The sequence below is a fragment of the Rhizobium sp. SVR5-9E genome (genome assembly GCF_056755095.1).
Window position 1 is genome coordinate 1 of the sequence record NZ_JBNDHS010000650.1, and the last position, 242, is coordinate 242.

1 protein-coding gene is annotated in these 242 nt (G+C 57.9%); it reads right to left on the minus strand.

Annotation, left to right across the window (positions count from 1 at the left end; all coding sequences use genetic code 11):
• A partial coding sequence (locus ACPYOJ_RS36410; protein WP_481420544.1) for a molybdopterin-dependent oxidoreductase occupies positions 1 to 242 on the minus strand: 242 nt, incomplete at both ends.

The following is a 242-nucleotide window of genomic DNA, read 5'->3' on the forward strand; positions in this document are numbered from 1 at the left end:
GGTTTATCGAGGTGGAACTCACGCAGCATCACGTGGCCCATCGCCAGCGCCATCGCGGAGTCGGTACCCTGTTTAGGTGCCAGCCACAGGTCGCACAGCTTGGCAATTTCCGCATAGTCCGGGGTTACCGCAACGGTTTTGGTGCCTTTGTAACGCACTTCCGTGAAGAAGTGGGCATCCGGCGTACGGGTCTGCGGAACGTTAGAGCCCCAGGCAATAATGTAGCTGGAGTTGTACCAGTC